This is a genomic window from Pseudonocardia sp., from assembly GCF_050250275.1.
Taxonomy (GTDB): Bacteria; Actinomycetota; Actinomycetes; order Mycobacteriales; family Pseudonocardiaceae; genus Pseudonocardia.
Genome location: NZ_JBFWOY010000034.1, coordinates 1 through 17,271, shown reverse-complemented (window position 1 = coordinate 17,271; position 17,271 = coordinate 1). Strand labels below are relative to the sequence as shown.

Sequence of the window (17,271 nt, the reverse complement as noted above, 5' to 3'; positions counted from 1 at the left end):
CGTCGGTACGCGCGGACGGATGGGCGGATCGGGTCGTGGGTCAGCGGGCGCGGACGAGGACCGCGTGGGCGATCAGCGGGGCGACCGTCGACTCGTCGTCGTCCGCGACCACGGGCACCGAGTCGCCGAAGCGGGAGATCGGGCGCACCTCGACCTCGCGTCCGGGCACGATGCCCACCAGCTTGAGCTCACCCATAAGGTCGGCGTCGACCTGCACGTGCTCGGCGATCCGGCGCACCTCGACCTTGCCGCCGCCGCGGCGGGCGAACTCGTCGAGCCGCTGCAGACCCACCTCCAGCGGAGGCGGTGCCGCCGCGTTCGACGGACCCGTCAGGTCCTGCGGCTCCGACAGCTCACCCAGTCCCGGGATCGGGTTGCCGTACGGCGAGATGGTCGGGTTGTCGAGCAGCGCGACGAGCTTGCGCTCGACGGCGTCGCTCATCACGTGCTCCCATCGGCACGCCTCGGCGTGCACGAGCTCCCACTCCAGACCGATGATGTCGGTGAGCAGGCGCTCGGCCAGGCGGTGCTTGCGCATCACGGCGATCGCGCGCGACCGCCCGCCCTCGGTCAGCTCGAGGTGGCGGTCGCCCGCCACGACGACGAGACCGTCGCGTTCCATCCGCGCCACTGTCTGACTGACGGTCGGGCCACTCTGTCCGAGGCGCTCGGCGATCCGCGCGCGGAGCGGGACGACACCTTCTTCCTCGAGCTCGTAGATCGTCCGCAGGTACATCTCGGTGGTATCGATCAGATCGTTCACGGGTCGGCCCCTTCGTGTCCAACGGCCATACTATCGGTGCAACGTCATCAGCAGCGCCGCCGCGTCCCGGCCGGTCAGGCCGGGCTTGCGGCGCGTGGGCACAGCCGTGACCGCCCCGCTGGCCTACGGTCGGCAACCATGAGCGCCAGCAGCGCGGCAGTCGTGTGGACCCCGGGGTTCCTCGACTACCAACTCTCCGAGGACCATCCGCTCAATCCCGTCCGTCTCGACCTCACGATGCGCCTCGCGCGCGGCCTCGGAGTTCTCGACGGCGTGCCCCTCCTGGAGCCCGAACCGGCCACCGACGAGGAGCTCGAACGCGTGCACTCGTCGTCCTACCTGACGGCGGTCCGCTCGGCGCCCGAGCTGCCCTTCGGGGTCGGCCACGGCCTCGGGACCAGCGACAACCCGGTCTTCTTCGGCATGCACGAGTCCAGCGCGCTGATCGCGGGCGGCTCGCTGCTCGCCGCCCGGCGCATCGCCGAGGGGGCCGACCGGGCCGTCAACATCGCGGGCGGCCTGCACCACGCCATGCGCGACCGGGCCGCGGGTTTCTGCGTCTACAACGACTGTGCGGTGGCCATCCAGTGGCTGCTCGACCAGGGCTACGAGCGGATCGCCTACGTCGACGTCGACGTCCACCACGGCGACGGCGTCCAGGCCGCGTTCTACGACGACCCGCGCGTGCTGACCGTCTCGATGCACCAGCACCCGCTGACGCTGTGGCCGGGAACGGGGTGGGCGAGCGAGCTCGGCACCGGCGACGGCGCGGGCTACGCGGTGAACGTGCCGCTCGCGCCCGGCACCGGCGACGCGGGCTGGCTGCGGGCGTTCGAGGCGATCGTGCCGTCGCTGCTGACCTCGTTCCAGCCGCAGGTCCTGGTCAGCGAGTGCGGCGCCGACACCCACTCCGACGACCCGCTGGCCAACCTCGAGCTGTCCGTCGACGGGCAGCGGGCGATCTACCGCCGGATGCGCGAGCTCGCCGACACGACGGCCGGCGGCAAGTGGCTCGTCCTCGGCGGCGGCGGGTACTCGCTGTTCCGCGTCGTGCCCCGGTCGTGGACGCATCTGCTGGGGATCGTGCTCGACCGCGACGTCGACCCGAACCGGCCGCTGCCGGCCGACTGGGTGGCCCACGCCGCGAGCCTCACCGGCCGCCCGCTGCCCACCGACATGACCGACGGCGCCAACGCGTCGTTCGAACCGTGGGGTGGTGACTTCGCCGCGGTCGACCCGACGATCGTCGAGGTCCGCCGCGCCGTGTTCCCCCTGCACGGCCTCGACCCGGACGACCCCCGTGACTGAGCCGGCAACCACGTCCCCGGCCGGGCAGCCCGTGACCGATCCCGGCTACCCGCGCCACTGGGAGGCCGACGTCGTCGCCTCCGACGGCGGCATCCTGCACCTGCGCCCGATCCTGCCCGCCGACGCCGACGCGCTGCTCGACTTCCACTCCCGGCTCTCCGAGCGCACCCGGTACCTGCGCTACTTCGGCCCCTACCCGCGGATCCCGCAGCGCGACCTCGAACGGTTCACCACCGTCGACCACCACCGGCGCGTCGCGTTCGTCTGCCTGCTCGGCGACGAGATCGTCGCCGTCGGCCGCTACGAGGGGCTCGGCGACGCCCCCGGCGGGTCGGCCGAGGTCGCGTTCGTCGTCCGCGACGACCACCAGGGCCGGGGCCTCGGGTCGATCCTGCTCGAGCACCTTGCCGCGGCGGCCCGGGAGAGCGGCCTGCGCCGGTTCGAGGCGGAGGTGCTCGTCGAGAACCACACCATGGTCCGGGTGTTCCGCGAGGCCGGGTACCAGGTCAGCCGCGCCTACGACGGCGGCGTGCTGCACCTCGAGTTCGACATCGACCCCACCGAGCGGTCGCTGGCCGTGCGCGACGCGCGCGAGCAGGCGGCCGAGGCGCGCAGCGTGCACAACGTGCTGCACCCGCGCTCGGTGGCGGTCATTGGCGCCTCGACCGATCCGTCGAAGATCGGGCACGCCGTGTTCCTGAACCTGTTGCGCGGCAACTTCGGTGGCGCCGTGTACCCGGTCAACCCCGACGCCCGGTCGGTGCGCGGGGTGCGGGCCTACGCGTCGGTCACCGAGATCCCCGACGAGGTCGACCTCGCCGTCGTGGCCGTGCCCGCGGCCGGCATCGACGAGGTCATGGACTCCTGTCTGGCCAAGGGGGTCAAGGCGCTCATCGTCGTCAGCTCCGGGTTCGCCGACGCCGGCACCCACGGCCTCGTCGCGGAGCGCCGCATGGTGCAGGCGGCGCGGGCGCACGGGATGCGGGTCGTCGGGCCCAACGCCCTGGGGGTGGCGAACACCGCGGCGTCGGTGCGGCTCAACGCCACCCTCGCGCCGGCGCTGCCCGGCGCCGGTCGGGTCGGGTTCTTCGCCCAGTCGGGCGCGCTGGGCATCGCGCTGCTGCAGGCGGCCACCCGCCGCGGCCTCGGGTTCTCGACGTTCGTCTCCGCAGGCAACCGCGCCGACGTCTCCGGCAACGACCTGCTGCAGTACTGGCAGAGCGACCCGGACACCGACGTCGTCCTGCTCTACCTGGAGACGTTCGGCAACCCGCGCAAGTTCGGCAGGCTCGCCCGCCGGCTGGCCCGTACCACTCCGGTCGTGGCGGTCAAGAGCGGTCGTCGGGTGCCCCTGCCGTTGCGGTCCTCGCGCGCGGTCCCGATCGATGACTCCAGTGTCCAGGCGCTGTTCGAGCAGTCCGGCGTGATCCGGGTCGAGACGGTCGCGCAGCTGTTCGACACCGGTCTGCTGCTCGCGCACCAGCCGCTGCCCGCCGGGCCACGGGTCGCCGTCGTCGGCAACTCGACGGCGCTGGGGGTCCTGGTCGCCGACGGCATCGCCGACGAAGGACTCGACCTCGTCGGTGACCCGGTCGACATCGGCGCCGCGGCCGGACCGGAGGAGTTCGCGACCGCGGTGTCCGCGGCGATCGGGTCCGACGACGTGGACGCGCTCGTCGCGGTGTTCGTCCCGCCGGTCGCGACCGACGGCGGCCCGTACGCGCGGGCGCTGCGGGAGGCCGTCGCGGGATCGGGCAAGCCGGTGGTGACGACGTTCCTGGCGGGCGACGAGATCCCCGACGAGCTCGCGGAACGCGGCATCGACGGCGCTCCCGGCCCGGGCTCGGTGCCGAGCTACGCCAGCCCCGAGCGGGCCGTCGCGGCGCTGAGCCGGGTGGTGCGCTACGCCCGCTGGCGGGCCACCCCGCTGGGTGAGTTCGTGACCCCGGAGGGCACCCGTACCGACGAGGCGCGCGCGTTGGTGGCGCGGTTCTGCTCCGCCACCGGCTCCGGACCGGACGTAGCCGGCGGCACCGCCGGTCCCGACCGCGCCGGTGACCCGGTCGGTCCCGACCTGGCCGGTGCCGACCGCGCGGGTGCCGACCGGGCCCGTGCCGACCGGGCCGGGGTCGGTGTCGAGCTGGCCGACGCCGACGTCCTCGCGATCCTCGACTGCTACGGGATCGGTGTGGCGCCGTTCCGGCTGGTGTCCTCGGCCGACGAGGCGGCCGCCGCGGCCGCGGAGCTCGGCTACCCGGTGGCGATCAAGTCGGCGGCACCGCGCTGGCGTCATCGTTCCGACCTCGTCGGGGTGCGGCTCGACCTCGACGGGCCCGAGGCGGTCGGCGCGGCCTACGCGGCCCTGGTCGCGGAGACCGCGGAGCAGCGGGTCTACGTCCAGGTGATGGCACCGCGGGGCCTGTCGTGCGTGCTGGAGGTCGTCGACGACCCGTCGTTCGGGTCGCTGCTGTCGTTCGGGCTGTCGGGGCTCGCGACCGAGCTGCTCGGCGACCGCGCGTTCCGGGTGCTCCCGGTCTCGACGGCCGACGCCGCCGCCCTCGTCCGCGCGCCACGGGCCGCGCCCCTGCTGGCGGGGTACCGGGGCGACCCGCCGGTGCGGCTCGAGGCCCTGGAGGAGCTGGTGCTGCGGCTCGGGACGTTGGCCGAGCAGCTGCCGGAGGTGCGGTCGGTGGTGCTCGACCCGGCGATCGCGAGCCCCGACGGCGTCGTGGTCACCGGCGCCCGGATGGTGCTGGGCCCGCCCCCGACGCGTGACGACGGAGGTGGTCCCCGCCGCCTCGGCTGATCAACCCGGCCGGGCGGCCCGACACTCCTGCGGCAGCGACCGGCAGCGACCGGCAGCGGCGCTGCGGTGGCGGCGCACACCGGCGGCCAACCCGCGGCCGACCCCGAGGCGGCGGAACCCGCGGCCGACCCGGAGGCGGCGGAACCCGCGGCCGACGCGGAGGCGGCGGAGCTGTCGGCCGCAGCGGTGGCGGCGTCGACCCGGGCCGTCGACGAGTACGCGGCCGGTACCGACGCCACGATCGCGGTCGCGGTCCGCGACACCGCGCAGGGACAGGAGTCGGTGGGGGCGGCGGGCGCACAGCAGATCTACTCGGCGTCGGTCTCGAAGCTGTACACGGTGGTGTCGGTCCTGCATCGCGCCGACACGGGCGAGGTCACGTTGACCGACGACGACCGTGCGGACATCGACGCCGCCCTGACCAGCAGTGACGACGGCGCCATGAACGCGCTGTGGGTGAAGTTCGGCGGGCCGGAGTCGATCCGGGACACGATCGCGCTGGCCGGCCTGACCGACTCGGCCCCGCCGCAGGACCCGTCGCAGTGGGGCGAGACGCTGATCTCGGCGCGCGACGTCGTCGCGGTCTACGACTTCGTGCTGACCGGGCTGTCACCGGCGGGCCGGGACCTGGTCCTGGATGCGCTCGGTGCGGCGACCCGGGAGGGCGCGGACGGGTTCGACCAGGCGTTCGGCCTGCTCGACCCGGCGCAGGTCGGCGGCGCCGACGCGAAGCAGGGCTGGATGTACTACGGCTCCCGGCTGTACCTGCACAGCGCCGGCCTGGTCGGCACGGGCGACCGGTTCGTCGTGGCCGTGCTGACCGTCGGCCCGACGTCGGCGGGGGCCGATGCGGGGCGCTCGGTCGTCGACGGGGCGGTCGCGGCGGCGCTGGCGCCCCTGGACGCCGCCTGACCCGCCCGGCGCCGGGCCCGCCCTGCGGCGGACCCGGCACCACGGACCGCCTGCGGCCGGCCACCCCGGCCGGCCGCAGGCACCTCACGCACCGAGAACGCCAAGAACCCCGAGAACCCCGACAACGTCGAGAACGTCGAGAACGTCGAGAACGCCGAGAACGCGGCAGGTCAGCGGCGGAAGCCCACCTGCAGCGTGGGCTGCGACGTCGAGGCGAAGAAGTCCTCGCCCTTGTCGTCGACCACGACGAACGCGGGGAAGTCCTCGACCTCGATCTTCCAGACCGCTTCCATGCCCAGCTCGGGGTACTCCAGGACGTCGACCTTGCGGATGCAGTCCTGTGCGAGGCGGGCGGCGGGCCCGCCGATGGAGCCGAGGTAGAACCCGCCGTGGGTGGCGCAGGCGTCGGTGACCTGCTTGGAGCGGTTCCCCTTGGCCAGCATGACCAGTGACCCGCCGGCGGCCTGGAACTGCTCGACGTAGGAGTCCATCCGGCCGGCGGTGGTGGGCCCGAAGGAGCCCGAGGCGTAGCCGTCGGGCGTCTTGGCGGGGCCGGCGTAGTAGACGGGGTGGTCGCGCAGGTACTGCGGCATGGGCTCGCCGGCGTCGAGACGTTCGGCGATCTTGGCGTGCGCGATGTCGCGGGCGACGACGAGCGGCCCGGTGAGCGAGACCCGGGTCTTGACGGGCAGCGTCGAGAGCTGGGCGCGGATCTCGTCCATCGGCCGGTTGAGGTCGACGCGCACGACCTCGTCGGACAGGTCGTCGGCCTCGGTGTCGGGCAGGTAGCGGGCGGGGTCGCGTTCGAGCTGCTCGAGGAACACGCCGTCGGCGGTGATCCTGGCCTTGGCCTGGCGGTCGGCCGAGCACGACACGGCGATGCCGACGGGCAGCGAGGCGCCGTGGCGGGGGAGCCGGATGACGCGGACGTCGTGGCAGAAGTACTTGCCGCCGAACTGGGCGCCGATCCCGAAGTTGCGGGTGAGCTCGAGGACCTGCTGTTCGAGGTCGCGGTCGCGGAAGGCGGAGCCGTCGCCGCTGCCGGCGTCGGGCAGCGAGTCGAGGTAGCGGGCCGAGGCCAGCTTCGCGACCTTCAACGTGAACTCCGCCGACATGCCGCCGACGACGATCGCCAGGTGGTAGGGCGGGCAGGCGGCGGTGCCGAGGGAGCGGAGCTTCTCGTCGAGGAACCGGGCAAGCTTCGCCGGGTTCAGCAGCGCCTTGGTCTCCTGGTAGAGGAAGGTCTTGTTGGCCGAGCCGCCGCCCTTGGCCATGACGAGGAACTCGTACTTGGGCTTCTCGCCGGGCGCGGAGTACAGCTCGACCTGGGCGGGGAGGTTGGTGCCGGTGTTGCGCTCGTCCCAGAACGACGTCGGCGCCATCTGCGAGTAGCGCAGGTTCAGCTCGGCGTAGGCCTCGTGGATGCCGCGGGAGATGGCGCGTTCGTCGTCGCCGCCGGTGAGCACGGTCTCGGTGCGCTTGGCGACGACGATCGCGGTGCCCGTGTCCTGGCACATCGGGAGGACCCCGCCTGCGGAGACGCAGGCGTTGCGCAGCAGGTCGGTCGCGACGAAGCGGTCGTTGGCCGACGCCTCGGGGTCGTCGACGATCGCGCGCAGCTGGGCCAGGTGCGAGGGGCGCAGCAGGTGCTGGATGTCGTTGACGGCCTGCTTGACCAGTGAGGTGATCGTCGTGGGATCGACCTGCAGGAAGGTGCGGCCGCCCAGTTCGGGCGCGGTGACGACGGTCCCGGGGTCGAGGTCGAGCCGCCGGTACTCGGTGTCGTCGGGGCCGAGCGGGAGCACGTCGATGTGGTGGAACTCGGGCATGGGAGGACCGTACCCACGGCAACCGCCCGGTGAGGTGGTCGGGAGGTCGGACCGGCCCCCGACCGGTCCGACCTCCCGGGGCACGCGACCGCCGGGGTGGGCCGGAGTCGCGGGGTGGGCGGGCGGAACGCCCTGTGCCCCACCCTCCCTGACCTGCTCCGAGCCGTCAACCCGCCCGGTGTGGTGGATCAGGCAGGGCCGTGACGGGGATCGGGTCGTAATGTGCGACACATGGCTGGATCCCTGCTGGGCACCGCGGTCCGACGGGTCGAGGACCCGGAACTGCTCACCGGTCGCGGGTCGTACGTGGGCAACCTCCCGATCGAGGGGTTGCTGCACGTCGCTTTCGTCCGTTCCCCATTCGCACATGCCGCTCTGACCGCGATCGACACGTCGGAGGCCGCCGCGGCCCCGGGTGTCGTGGCGGTCTACACGGCGGCCGATCTCGATCTTCCGGCCCATCACGGGCTGATGCCGGTCAACAAGGACATTCCGCGCCCACCGCTCGCGCGCGACAAGGTCAGGTTCGTCGGCGAGGTGGTCGCGATGATCGTCGCCGCGTCGAAGGCGGCGGCGGTCGACGCCGTCGAGCTCGTGGAGGTCGACTACGACCCGTTGGACGCGGTCGTCGACGCCGAGGAGGCGCTCGCGGCCGGTGCGCCGCTGGCGTTCCCGGAGCGCGGCACCAACCTGACGACGGGTCTGCGTTCGGGCGGGCCGGACCCGCTGGCGGGGGCCGACGTCGTCGTCCGGGCGCGGATGGTCAACCAGCGCCTCGCCGTGGTGCCCATGGAGGGCAACGCGATCGTCGTCGATCCGCGCGGTGACGACGGCCACGACCTGGTCGTCCACGTGTCGACGCAGATGCCGCACGGCTTCCACGCGCAGCTGTGCGGGCTGTTCTCCCTGGACAGGGATCGCACCCGGGTGATCGCGCCGCACGTGGGCGGCGGGTTCGGCGGCAAGGCGGGCATGATCGCCGAGCACACGGCGGCGGTCGGGGCGGCGCTGGCGCTGGGCCGCCCGGTGTCGTGGGTGGAGACCCGCTCGGAGAACCTCGTCTCGATGCCGCACGGGCGCGACCAGATCGGCTACTACGAGCTGGGGCTGACCCGGGAGGGCCGGTTCACCGGGATGCGGGCGCGGGTCGTCGGCAACGGCGGCGCGTACGCGTGGTTCGGCGGGGCGCTGCCGATGAACATGACCTACGTGATGGCGCCGGGCGTCTACGACATCCCGGCGGTCGGCTACGACGCGGTCGTCGCGATGACGAACACGACGCCGATGGGGGCGTTCCGCGGTGCGGGCCGGCCGGAGGCGGCGGCGCACCTGGAGCGGATCGTCGACATCGCGGCCGCCGAGCTGGGCATGGACCCGGCGGAGCTGCGGCGCCGCAACTTCCTCGACCCGGCCGCGTTCCCCCTGACGACGGTCGTGGGCGCGGCCTACGACGTCGGCGACTACGACCTGCCGCTGCGGGAGGCGTTGCGGCTGGTCGACTACGACGCGTTGCGGGAGGAGCAGCGGCGCCGGCGCGAGGCGGGCGACCCGGTGCAGCTGGGTATCGGGATCAGCGTCTACGTCGAGATCACGGCCGGTGGCGGCGGTACCGAGTTCGGTTCGGTGCGGGTGCACGCCGACGGGAGCGCGACGGTGTCGGCGGGCACGTCGGGCCACGGCCAGGGACACGCGACGGCGTTCGCGATGATCGCCTCGGACACGCTCGGGATCCCCATGGAGCGCATCAGCTTCGTGCAGTCCGACACCGCGCTGGTGCCGCGGGGTGGGGGCACGGGCGGGTCGCGGTCGCTGCAGATGGGTGGCTCGGCGGTCTCCGCGGCGGCCGACGACGTGCTCGCGCAGGCCCGTCGCCGGGCCGCGGAGCTGCTCGAGGCGGCGGCCGACGACGTGACGCTCGTCGACGGCAACGGCGCCGGCTCGGTGTTCGGTGTCGCGGGTGTGCCGACGGTGACGGTGTCGTGGGACCAGGTGGCGAGCGCGGCGTCCGACGCGGGGGAGGAGCTGTTCGCGGGTCTCGACGCGCGGCAGGCGGGGGCGACGTTCCCGTTCGGGGCGCACGTGTCGGTGGTCGAGGTCGACACCGACACCGGGCGCGTCACCATGCGCCGCCACGTCGCCGTCGACGACTGCGGCCGCATCCTCAACCCGCTGCTCGTGGAGGGGCAGCAGCACGGTGGGCTGGCCCAGGGCATCGCGCAGGCGTTGTACGAGGAGGTCCGCTACGACGACGCGGGGCAGCCGACCACGGCGACGCTCGCCGACTACCGGATGCCGTCGGCGGCCGACCTGATCAGCTGGGAGACGGCGACGACGGAGACCCCGACGCCGATGAACGTGTTGGGCGCCAAGGGGATCGGCGAGTCGGCGACGGTCGGGTCGACGCCTGCGGTGCAGAACGCGGTCGTCGACGCGGTCAGCCACCTCGGGGTGCGCCACATCGACCTGCCGTGCACCCCGGAGCGGGTGTGGCGGGCGGTGCAGGAGGCGAAGGCGGGTGGCCCGGCCGACCTGTGGCGCGAGCCGCCCGCGGTGTTCGCCGACCTGCCGGTGCGGGGCGGGGAGGCGGAGGAGACGGGCGCGATCTGAGCGGTCCGCGCCCGCGGGGCCGAGCTGGGTCGATCAAGGCGGCGCGAATCACATCGATCGCGCGCCGGGCTCCCGCGCGGGCGGCCCGCGAAGCCGTACGGGTGTCCTACCAGGACGTCGCCGGTCGGGACCACGTCCCGACCGGCGGTCCGGCACGGCCCGGACACGCGGCCGAAGATCGTCGTCGCCCACCCCTCCTCGGCAGGAGGGCACCGGGAGGGGGACACTGCCGGGCGTCCCGCACCGAGGAGGAACGATGAGACTGGCCACCATCCGCACCGCGACGGGGACCCGCGCGGTCCGCGTCGACGAGAGCAGTGCGGTGGAGACCGGGGACGCCGACGTGCGCGCCCTGCTCGAGCACCCGGACTGGGCGCGGCGCGCCGCCACCGCCGCCGGCCCCTCGCATCCGGTCGCCGACCTCGACTACGCGCCGCTCGTGCCGAGCCCCGAGAAGATCATCTGCGCCGGTCTGAACTACCGGGACCACGTCCTGGAGATGGGCCACGAGCTGCCCGAGTACCCGACGCTGTTCGCCAAGTACGCGCCCGCGCTCGTCGGCGCCCACGACGAGGTCGTGCTGCCCGCGGTGTCGGACAACGCCGACTGGGAGTGCGAGCTCACCGTCGTGATCGGATCGGCGGTCCGCCACGCCGGCGACGCCGCCGCGGCAGCCGCGATCGCCGGCTACACCGTGATGAACGACGTCAGCATCCGCGACTACCAGCGCCGGACGTCACAGTTCCTGCAGGGCAAGACGTTCGAGCGCAGCACCCCGCTGGGTCCGTGGCTGGTCACCCCCGACGAGCTGCCCGACGGGGGCTGGCGCATCACCACCGAGATCGACGGCGAGACCGTCCAGTCGTCGACCACCGACCAGCTGGTCTTCTCCGCGGTCGACCTCGTCAGGTACGTGTCGTCGATCGTCACGCTCAACCCCGGCGACGTCATCGCGACGGGCACCCCCGGCGGGGTCGGCGCGGCGCGCACCCCGCAGCGCTGGCTCGTCGACGGCACGGTGATGGTGACGACGGTGGAGGGCGTGGGACAGCTGCGCAACGTGTGCCGCAAGGAGACGATCTCGTCGTGACCCCGCCGGTCGAGGTGTCGCTCGCCTGGGCGGGCGACGGCGCGGCACACCTGCGTGGGCTGATGAACCGGCTCGGTGACGACGCGTTCGCCGCGCCGTCGGCGCTGCCCGGCTGGACCCGCGCGCACGTGCTGACCCATGTGGCCCGCAACGCCGACGCCATGATCAACCTGTTGACGTGGGCGCGGACGGGTGTGGAGACGCCGTCGTACGCGAGCGAGACCCAGCGCGACACCGACATCGCCGCGGGGGCCACCCGCACCCCCGCGGAGATCCGTGCCGACGTGGAGGAGACGTCGGACAGGCTGTCGCACGTCGTGAAGAAGATGCCGCAGGAGGCCTGGTCGGCGACCGTGCGCCACCGCGACGGCAGCGAGCTGCCGGCGGCGCGGATTCCGTGGATGCGGGCCCGCGAGATGTGGATCCACGCGGTCGACCTCGACGCGGGTGCCTCGTTCGCCGACATGCCCGTGCCGATGGCCGTCGAGCTCGTCGACGACGTCGCCGCGGACCTCTCGCGGCGTCCCGGCATCCCCGCGATCCGGCTGGTCACCGCCGAGGGCGACCGCGAGTGGACGGTCGGGGACGTGTCGGGGCCGGCGGTCCGGGTGGTCGGGCCGTTGGCCGACCTGGCGGCGTGGCTGTCCGGGCGTGGCCGCAGCCGCGCGGTGCGTCGCGAGGACGGCACGGCGCCGCCGGACCTGCCCGGCTGGCTCTGATCCCGGGGCAGGGCCCGCCGCCGCGGCGACCCCCGTGGACGCGGACGTGGGCACGGACGCGACGCGGCCCGTCCCTGCGCCCGATGACCGGTCGGGCGCGGCGACGGGCCGCGTCGTTCGTGCCGGCGAGCCGTCCCGGCCGTCGGCGTGACCACTGCCGCCGGCCGGGACCCGGCGCCTTTCCTGCCGTGCTCAGCCTTCCTGCTCGTCGGGCTCGCGGGTGCGGGTCAGGTCGTCGAGGCGCTGCTGCACCTCGTCGAGCCTGGCCTGCAGGAGTGCGAGTTCTGCACCGAGGACGGCGACCGCGCCCGGCGACTCCGCGCCCACCAGGGTCTGCGTGGTGGCGAGTCCTGCGAGCGGGCCGACCGGTCCCGCCGCGCTGGGTTCTGCCGTCACGACGATGGTGCCTCCGCTCAGCCTGGCGAAACCGTCCGCCGTGAGCACGGGCCGGTCTCCGACACAGGTCGGGCAGATCGGGAGGAGCTTGCGCCAGCCGAGGCTCCCCGTTCCCGAGTCGGACAGGACCGAGGCGGACCGCCCGCACTCGCACCTGCCCAGCTCGACCGTGCGCACCCGCTGACGCGAGTAGCGCAGGCCGCGCTCGTACCGGCGGTACCGGCCGGAGACGGCGACCTCGAGGAGGACCGCTCCGCGGTAGTCCGGTTCGCACGCCAGGTCTCGGGCGGCCCTGGCGTCGTTGAAACAGTAGAACCCGCAGTCGCACCAGCGGGACGGGCAGCTGTGCCGGGATCCGTGCACGCAGATGGCGTCGTCGACCGCGCGGTAGACGTGTGCGCGACCGAGTGTCACCCCGCTGAAGCCGGTCGCCGTGCCGTCTGCCGACAGCATCGGGTAGGCCAGCTTGAATCCCGGGAGCGGCTTGTCCGACTGTTCGCGTGGGACGCGAGCGGCCGGCCACACCATGCGGATCAGACCCCGGCGTGCCGCTCGACGCGAACCTCGGCCCGCTTCTCAGCGGTGACGGGGGCCTCGGTGCGGGTGTTCTCGGGCTCGGTGGGGGTTTCCGCTGACGCGACCTTCGGCTCGGCGTCGAGGTCGACGGCGACACCCTCGGCGATCTTGCGACCCAGCTTCATGCTTCCTCCTGAGACCGGAACGATATTGCTTCGTGACCTCAATGTGGACCCGTGCCGGGCCGTTGTCCAGTCGGGCGCGACGCGGTCCGCTGCGCATCCGGACATGGCGTCGACCTGGGAACCTTCGGCCGCGGCGGTGCCCGCTCGGGCTCCTCGGGGCGACCCGGCCCGCGGTCGGGGCCGTGATGATCTCGTGACCGTTGCGGCGCAGCAGGAGCTGGTCCGACGTCGTCGGCCCGCGGGGGGCCGCGCACGACGCAGGGGGGCATGGCGGGGCCTCGCAGGGAGCCGGTCCGGGCGGTGCGGTGATCCACGACACGCCGGGTCCGCCACGCCGCTCCCGGGCGTGTCGCGCACGACGGGTGACACGTCGCAGCGCCGGTGGGCGCGTGGCGTGTCGCGCAGCGGCTGATCGTGACACCCTCGCGCCGTGCCTGCCGAGCCCGCCGCCGCGACCGTCCACCCCGACTTCGACGCCGTGCGGACGGAGTTCGCCCTGCCCGCGGAGTTCCCGGCCGCGGTGTTGGCCGAGGCGGCCCGCGCCGCCGCCGACGACGTGCCGGGCGTCGGGCCCGGCCGCCGCGACGCCACCGCCGTCGAGCTGGTGACGATCGACCCGCCCGGCTCCAAGGATCTCGACCAGGCCGTCGGGATCGTGGCGCGCGGCAACGGGTTCCGGGTGCACTACGCGATCGCGGACCTGGCCGCCGTCGTCGCCCCGGGGGGTGTGCTCGACGAGGAGGTCCGCCGCCGCGGGCAGACCGTCTACCTGCCCGACGGGGCGGTGCCGCTGCACCCGCCCGTGCTCTCGGAGGGCGCGGCCAGCCTGCTCCCCGACGGGCCGCGCCCCGCGGTGCTCTGGACGATCGACCTCGACGCCACCGGTGAGCGGACCGCCGTCACGGTCGAGCGGGCGGTCGTGCGGTCGCGGTCGCGGCTCGACTACGGCGGCGTGCAGGCCGACCTCGATGCCGGCCGCCCCCTGCCGGAGGCGATCGCGTTGCTGCCCACGGTCGGGCGCCTGCGCCGCGAGCTGGCCGTGGCGCGGGGCGCGATCGAGCTGGAGCTGCCCGAGCAGGAGGTCCTCCCCGGCGGGAACGGGGGCTGGAGGGTCCGCGCCCGCGAGCGCGTCGACGTCGACACCTGGAACGCCGAGATCTCGCTGCTCACCGGCACGGCGGCGGCCTCGCTCATGCTCGATGCGGGTGTCGGTGTGCTGCGTACGCTGCCCGCTCCCGACGCCGACGCCGTGGCGGCGCTGCGTGCCACCGCGTCCGCGCTGGGCGTCGACTGGCCCGCCGCCACGACCCCCGCCCGGTTCCTGGCCGGTCTCCCGCTGGACACCCCGCACGCGCTGGCGCTGCGCCGGGCCGCGACGACCCTGCTGCGCGGCGCGGGCTACGCCGCGTTCGACGGCCCCGGCTCGCCGCCGCCCGCCGATCCCGGTCACGGCGGCATCGGCGCGCCCTACGCCCACGTGACGGCGCCGCTGCGACGGCTCGTGGACCGCTACGGCACGGAGGTGTGCCTGGCGGTCGCGTCGGGGCAGCCGGTGCCCGAATGGGTGCGCGCGGCCCTGCCCGGCCTGCCCGCGCTGATGTCGGCGTCGGACACGGTGGCGGGCAAGGTCGACCGGGCCTGCGTCGACCGCACCGAGGCCACCTTGCTGGCCGGGCGGATCGGGGAGCGGGTCGAGGTGACCGTGTTGCGCGAGGAGCCCGGCGAGGTCTACCTGCTCGACCCGCCGGTGCTCGCGCGCTGCCACGGGACGCTGCGGCTGGGTGAGCGGATCGCCGCGCGGCTGTCGGCGGCGGAGCCGGCGACGGGCCGGGTCGAGTTCACCGCGGAGCCGTGAGCCGCCGGGTCAGCGGGGGAGCGGCTCAGGTCAGCCAGGTGATCGCGGGCTCGACGACGGGCCGCGGTGCCGGCCGGGTGGTCGGTGTGCCCAGGTAGATCCAGCCGGTGATGTCCTCGTGGTCGGCCAGCCCGAGGTGGGCACGGACCTTCGGGGCCTCGCCGAACCAGCCGGTGCGCCAGATCGCGCCGTAGCCGAGCTCGTCGGCGGCCAGGACGACACCGTGGGCGACGCAGGCGGCGGTGGCGCGCTGCTCCCATGCGGGGATCGTCGGGTGCGGTTGCGGGGCGGCCACGACGACGACGATCGCCGGTGCCCGGTAGGCCTTGGCGCGCATGCGGTCGAGCTCGGCGGCGGTGGCCTCGGGGGCGCGCTCGGCGTGGGCCTCGGCCAGCGTCTCGCCGAGGGCGGCGCGGGCCGCGGTGTCGACGACGACGAAGCGGTACGGCGTGAGCCGGCCGTGGTCGGGGGCCGACATCGCGGCCGTCATCATCGCCCGCAGCTCCTCGGGGGTGGGCGCCGGTTCGGCGAGCCCCGCGCTGGATCGGCGTTCGCGCAGCCCGGTGAGGACGGCGTCGGCGGGTCCGGGGGCGGGCGCGTCGAGCTCTGCGGCTCTCGGTCCGGTGGCGGCTCTCGTCACGTGTCGGCTCCGGTGGGTCGGCTTGCGGGTGCGCCGCTGGGGGTGCGGCCGGGCGTGGCGTGCGGTGTGGCGTGCGGTGTTGCGCAGGCTGTCGCGTGCGGTGTCGCGGCCGGTGTCGCCGCGCCTCGGTGCTGTGTCCGGCCGGTGGGCCGAACGGGACGCCGCCCGCGGGTGGTGGCCCGGACCGGCACGCGTGTCCGGCTCGGTGCCGCCGGAATAGCGTAAGGCTACCCTTAATTCTCGCAGTGTGCGTCACTCCTGCGTGCGGTCACGGTCCGGGAGCGTTCTGTGACCACTTTCGTCCCATCAGTCCCATTGGTCCCACCAGTATCACGCTGGTGGCTGCTGCACGAGGAGTTCCGGGTGGTCCGACACCCGTCCCAGCGTTCATTCCGTTACGGAATCGAACACGAGTGCGCGCTCCTGAGCGCCGACGGAAGATTTGCCGATTTCACCCGACTGGGGTTCGCCGAGGCGCAGGCCCTCGTCGACGCCCTGCCCGAGGATCCGGCCGACCTCACCGACCTGCGCGTCGGTGACCAGGGCATCAAACGGAAGCGGTGGTACGTCGAAGGGTTCGAGCGCTTCGACGACGACGGCGGGTTCGTCCGCTGCGACCCCAAGGGCATCGAGATCCGCACGCGCATCCACGACTCCGTCGACGGCGCCGTCGACGCCATGCGCGCCGACCAGCAGGCCCTCGACGCCGTCGCCGCCGCGGCCGGGTTCACGACGGTCGCGATCGGGTTCAACCCGATCCGCTCCAGCTACCCCGTCGACCCGCCCTACAACGCGTGGGAGGTGCGGCACCGCACCGGCTCGCCGGAGGAGCGCACCGCGCACCTGCACATGGTCACCTACGGCCCCGACCTCAACCTGTCGTGCGCGGGCATCGGTGTCGACGAGCTGATCGACGTCGGCGCCAAGCTCACCCACTACAGCCCGTGGCTGGTGCCGCTGTCGTTCTCCTCGCCGTTCCGCGACGGTGTCGCGTGGGGCGGGCTCTCGGCGCGCACCGCGGTCCGGACCGGCGCACGGCCCGCCGCCATGGTGTTCCTCGACGGCGTCGCCGACCGCGACCGGATGCTCGACACCGACCCGTCGCTCACCCAGCCCGCGCGGCTGCCCGCCGAGGTGGGGCGCATCGAGTTCAAGGCCTTCGACGCCTGCCCCGACCCGGCCCTCTACGGCGAGCTGCTGAGCCTGCTCACCGGCCTGGTCCTCGACACCACGCTCGGTGGCCGCGCCCTCGTCCCCGACGCGGCGGCCCACCAGCGCGCCGCCGTCGCGGGGCTGGGCGATCCGTGGGTCGTCGAGGGCACGACCGCGCTGCTCGCCGCCGCCCGCGCCGCGCTCACGGGCCGCGACGACGACCTCGCCCGCCTCGACCGGCTCACCGAGCGGGCGGCCGCGCGGGCATGCCCGGCCGTCGACATGCTGGCGCTCTTCGCCGACGGCCACCCGGTGGCGGGCCTGCGCCCGACCCCCTGACCGACGAACGGCACAGTCGCGCCATCCGGGTGGATTCGTGGGGTCGTGGCAACACTGCTGTTAGTTCGGTGTGGGCAACACGGTAGCGAGACGTTGGGCTGGGCTGTCCCAGCCCAACGTCTCCCGCGGTCGGCCGTTGAGCTCCGCCGCGACG

At 74.1% G+C, this 17,271-nt stretch carries 13 protein-coding genes; 8 read left to right on the top strand and 5 right to left on the bottom strand.

Annotated features, from left to right (window positions below; translation table 11 throughout):
- Positions 1-40: 40 nt before the first annotated feature.
- On the bottom strand, positions 41-763 hold the full coding sequence (locus AB7F12_RS25780; protein WP_428499684.1) for a metal-dependent transcriptional regulator: 723 nt from the start codon (positions 761-763) through the stop codon (positions 41-43).
- 138 nt (positions 764-901) lie between these two features.
- Between AB7F12_RS25780 and AB7F12_RS25775 the strand changes: the two genes are divergently transcribed.
- The 3 genes from AB7F12_RS25775 (at position 902) to AB7F12_RS25765 (ending at position 5,789) form a co-directional block, all read left to right on the top strand.
- Entirely contained in the window at positions 902-2,071 is a 1,170-nt protein-coding gene (locus AB7F12_RS25775; RefSeq protein ID WP_428499685.1) for an acetoin utilization protein AcuC, read from the top strand.
- The gene (locus AB7F12_RS25770; protein ID WP_428499686.1) at positions 2,064-4,877 is read left to right on the top strand and encodes a GNAT family N-acetyltransferase; all 2,814 of its coding nucleotides are present in this window, start codon (positions 2,064-2,066) and stop codon (positions 4,875-4,877) included. Before AB7F12_RS25775 ends, AB7F12_RS25770 begins: the two co-directional genes overlap by 8 nt.
- A gap of 66 nt (positions 4,878-4,943) precedes the next feature.
- The gene (locus AB7F12_RS25765; RefSeq protein ID WP_428499687.1) at positions 4,944-5,789 is read left to right on the top strand and encodes a serine hydrolase; all 846 of its coding nucleotides are present in this window, start codon (positions 4,944-4,946) and stop codon (positions 5,787-5,789) included.
- 170 nt (positions 5,790-5,959) lie between these two features.
- Here AB7F12_RS25765 and AB7F12_RS25760 read toward each other — a convergent pair whose 3' ends face one another.
- Positions 5,960-7,618 (bottom strand): fumarate hydratase, encoded by a 1,659-nt coding sequence (locus AB7F12_RS25760; RefSeq protein ID WP_428499688.1) that lies wholly within the window; start codon positions 7,616-7,618, stop codon positions 5,960-5,962.
- 231 nt (positions 7,619-7,849) lie between these two features.
- Here AB7F12_RS25760 and AB7F12_RS25755 point away from each other — a divergent pair, with 231 nt between their 5' ends.
- From AB7F12_RS25755 to AB7F12_RS25745, 3 genes are all read left to right on the top strand, one after another.
- Positions 7,850-10,225, top strand: a complete 2,376-nt coding sequence (locus tag AB7F12_RS25755; RefSeq protein WP_428499689.1) for a xanthine dehydrogenase family protein molybdopterin-binding subunit — start codon at positions 7,850-7,852, stop codon at positions 10,223-10,225.
- Between the two features lie 256 nt (positions 10,226-10,481).
- On the top strand, positions 10,482-11,315 hold the full coding sequence (locus AB7F12_RS25750; protein ID WP_428516906.1) for a fumarylacetoacetate hydrolase family protein: 834 nt from the start codon (positions 10,482-10,484) through the stop codon (positions 11,313-11,315).
- Positions 11,312-12,034, top strand: coding sequence for a maleylpyruvate isomerase family mycothiol-dependent enzyme (locus tag AB7F12_RS25745; protein WP_428502642.1), 723 nt, complete (start codon positions 11,312-11,314; stop codon positions 12,032-12,034). Before AB7F12_RS25750 ends, AB7F12_RS25745 begins: the two co-directional genes overlap by 4 nt.
- A 192-nt stretch (positions 12,035-12,226) precedes the next feature.
- Here AB7F12_RS25745 and AB7F12_RS25740 read toward each other — a convergent pair whose 3' ends face one another.
- Together AB7F12_RS25740 and AB7F12_RS25735 are read right to left on the bottom strand one after the other, a co-directional pair.
- Positions 12,227-12,883, bottom strand: coding sequence for a hypothetical protein (locus AB7F12_RS25740; protein WP_428518017.1), 657 nt, complete (start codon positions 12,881-12,883; stop codon positions 12,227-12,229).
- An 80-nt stretch (positions 12,884-12,963) separates the two neighbouring features.
- Positions 12,964-13,131, bottom strand: a complete 168-nt coding sequence (locus tag AB7F12_RS25735; protein WP_428502640.1) for a hypothetical protein — start codon at positions 13,129-13,131, stop codon at positions 12,964-12,966.
- Positions 13,132-13,561: 430 nt separating this feature from the next.
- On the opposite strand from AB7F12_RS25735, the gene AB7F12_RS25730 reads away from it, so the two are divergent.
- Positions 13,562-14,986: an RNB domain-containing ribonuclease gene (locus AB7F12_RS25730; protein ID WP_428502639.1), complete on the top strand. Its 1,425-nt coding sequence runs from the start codon at positions 13,562-13,564 to the stop codon at positions 14,984-14,986.
- 25 nt (positions 14,987-15,011) lie between these two features.
- Here the strand turns inward: AB7F12_RS25730 and AB7F12_RS25725 are convergent, their stop codons facing one another.
- The gene (locus AB7F12_RS25725) at positions 15,012-15,626 is read right to left on the bottom strand and encodes a nitroreductase family protein (RefSeq protein WP_428502638.1); all 615 of its coding nucleotides are present in this window, start codon (positions 15,624-15,626) and stop codon (positions 15,012-15,014) included.
- Positions 15,627-15,989: 363 nt separating this feature from the next.
- Here AB7F12_RS25725 and AB7F12_RS25720 point away from each other — a divergent pair, with 363 nt between their 5' ends.
- The gene (locus tag AB7F12_RS25720) at positions 15,990-17,117 is read left to right on the top strand and encodes a glutamate-cysteine ligase family protein (protein WP_428502637.1); all 1,128 of its coding nucleotides are present in this window, start codon (positions 15,990-15,992) and stop codon (positions 17,115-17,117) included.
- The last annotated feature ends 154 nt before the right edge of the window (positions 17,118-17,271 follow it).

Coding starts and splice junctions, on each gene's coding strand:
- AB7F12_RS25750 (WP_428516906.1), top strand. CDS start 10,482: ATGAGACTGGCCACCATCCGCACCGCGACGGGGACCCGCGCGGTCCGC.
- AB7F12_RS25740 (WP_428518017.1), bottom strand. CDS start 12,883: ATGCTGTCGGCAGACGGCACGGCGACCGGCTTCAGCGGGGTGACACTC.
- AB7F12_RS25760 (WP_428499688.1), bottom strand. CDS start 7,618: ATGCCCGAGTTCCACCACATCGACGTGCTCCCGCTCGGCCCCGACGAC.
- AB7F12_RS25735 (WP_428502640.1), bottom strand. CDS start 13,131: ATGAAGCTGGGTCGCAAGATCGCCGAGGGTGTCGCCGTCGACCTCGAC.
- AB7F12_RS25755 (WP_428499689.1), top strand. CDS start 7,850: ATGGCTGGATCCCTGCTGGGCACCGCGGTCCGACGGGTCGAGGACCCG.
- AB7F12_RS25775 (WP_428499685.1), top strand. CDS start 902: ATGAGCGCCAGCAGCGCGGCAGTCGTGTGGACCCCGGGGTTCCTCGAC.